The organism is Clostridium estertheticum (assembly GCF_018861295.1).
Classification (GTDB): domain Bacteria; phylum Bacillota; class Clostridia; order Clostridiales; family Clostridiaceae; genus Clostridium_AD; species Clostridium_AD estertheticum_D.
The window spans coordinates 1-2,123 of record NZ_JAHLDM010000071.1; the positions used below are offsets into that span (position 1 = coordinate 1).

General features: G+C 33.6%; 2 protein-coding genes. Both read left to right on the forward strand.

The genetic code is table 11. The features are described from left to right. Window positions 1-236 (forward strand): acyl-CoA dehydrogenase family protein (locus tag KPL54_RS25615; protein ID WP_290444471.1); only part of this gene is annotated, 236 nt, incomplete at its 5' end. A gap of 251 nt (window positions 237-487) precedes the next feature. Beyond that, on the forward strand, window positions 488-1,795 hold the full coding sequence (locus tag KPL54_RS25620; RefSeq protein ID WP_216109302.1) for an MFS transporter: 1,308 nt from the start codon (window positions 488-490) through the stop codon (window positions 1,793-1,795). Window positions 1,796-2,123: the final 328 nt, after the last annotated feature.

The following is a 2,123-nucleotide window of genomic DNA, read 5'->3' on the forward strand; positions in this document are numbered from 1 at the left end:
AAGATATTGAAATGAAAGCAGCTATGTGTAAACTTCACAGTATCAACACTGTTAAATTAGTATCTGACTTTTGCCTTGAGATATTTGCTGGGATTGGATACTTTGAGGACAATCCTTATGGACCACTTGAAAGAATGTACCGTGACTGTCGTGCAATGTGGTTAGAAGAAGGACCTAGAACAGTTCAAAGATTAACAATTTCTAGAAAGCTTATTGCAAGCGGTGGCGTAATTTAGTAATATTTTTAAATGATTCTTGTGGTAGATAATTTTAGAATAGTTATGATTGTATTCCAGATAAATTAATTTTTAATGTAAAATGTAACTGTTTACAAAAGAGCCGGCTCTTGAGGAAGACTTGAAATAAATTCAAGAACAGGTTCGTTTTCTAAGAAGTAAAAAAACAAATCCTATTGATAATATGTATGCTAAATTTTATTAATATTTTATTATAATTTATATAATAAATAATTTAGGGGGATTTTTTTATGATTAATACAAATATGATCAGTGAGAAAAAAACGAACGTACGGTGGATAGTAGCATCTGGACTGTCACTTTCTTTTATGGTAATGTTCCTGGGTAGAACTGTATTTTCAGTATCTGGACCTGCTATTATGAAGGAGTTTGGTTGGACATCTACACAGTTTGGATATGCTTCCACTGCATTTTTTATTGGATATATGATTTCTATGATACCATCGGGTGCTATTTCGGATAAGTACGGAGCTTCAAAGGTACTAATTGTCAGTTTGTTATTGGCTGGATTATTTACTTTCTTAACACCTATCATTGGAACTTCTATTGGACTTATGATTGTAATTCGTGCATTTGAAGGTTTCTCACAGGGCGGTATTGTTCCTGGTGCAATGTCTAATCTGGGTAAATGGGCTGCAAAGAAAGAATCTGGTATTGCATGTGGTTTGGTACAGGCAGGATGCCCATTAGGTTCTGCTATTAATATGTATTTGGCAGCAGCTTTACTCCCAATTATTGGTTGGCATAAATTATTTTACGTATACGCAATTTTCTTCCCACTATGGTGTATTATCTGGGCATTTATTGGCAAATCTGATCCATCTAAACACAAAAAAGTTAATCAAGCAGAACTTGCATATATTCAGAAGCAAGAGGTTAAGGCAGAGGTAACAAATTCAAACATTACAAAAGTGGATGTTATGAGAACTCCTGCTGTATGGTTAATGTGTTTGTCTTATGCATGTGCAACTTATATGTATTTCTTTTGTACTACATGGCTTCCAAATTATTTTATTATAGGCCGTGGCATGAAGATTAGCGCTGGAGCAACTCCTTATATTGTAGGTTTCTTTACTTACTTTATAGGTGGATTTGTAGCAGATGCAGCTTCTAATAAATTTGGAAACAAAATTGGACGAAAACTTGTGCAGGTAGTTGGAATGATCGGTGCTGGTGTTCTTATTTTCTTAGGGGCCAATGCAACTGATCCAACCCTTGTAATTGTAGCTGTATCCGCATCTTATGGATTTCTTTGTCTTACTATGGGTGGGTATTTTTCTGTAGCACCTGCTATCTGTTCAACACTTGCTGGTGTTTACGCTGGTCTCGCAGGAGTTCTTGGTGCTATTGCTGGAGTCCTTGCACCAACAATAACTGGTATTGTAGTTGATGCTGGTCTTAAAGCTGGCGCAAGCAACGCAACTGCGTATGGTTATGCATTATGGATATGTGGAGGCATATGTATTGTAGGTTCTATTTTAGCTTTAGCGGCAAAAATTATTCCAGTACAACATAAAGAAGAATTAGAAAACAATTAAGACATGGTAGAAACGGCAGTACTGCTTAAGGATTATAAATTGAGCTATTGCCATTCTTCCCCAAAAACTAATAACAACAAAATTAATATTATTTTTATTTTAAATAATATTTGTGATTATATAATAAATACATGCAGATAATCTATTGATTTCATTAAATAACTATTAGAATATTCAGAAAGATTTTGCTATACTTGTTTTGTTATCAAGTTTAGATAATAATTTAACAAGCAATTCAAACATAAATTAAATAAAATTTAAGGAGGAATTATAATGTCAAAATTAAATGAAAAAGAGTTTCAGGCATACCTTAAACAAATAAGAGCTT

What these genes read in the sequence shown, in the direction of transcription:
- KPL54_RS25620 (WP_216109302.1), top strand. Translation starts at nt 488, where the DNA reads ATGATTAATACAAATATGATCAGTGAGAAAAAAACGAACGTACGGTGG.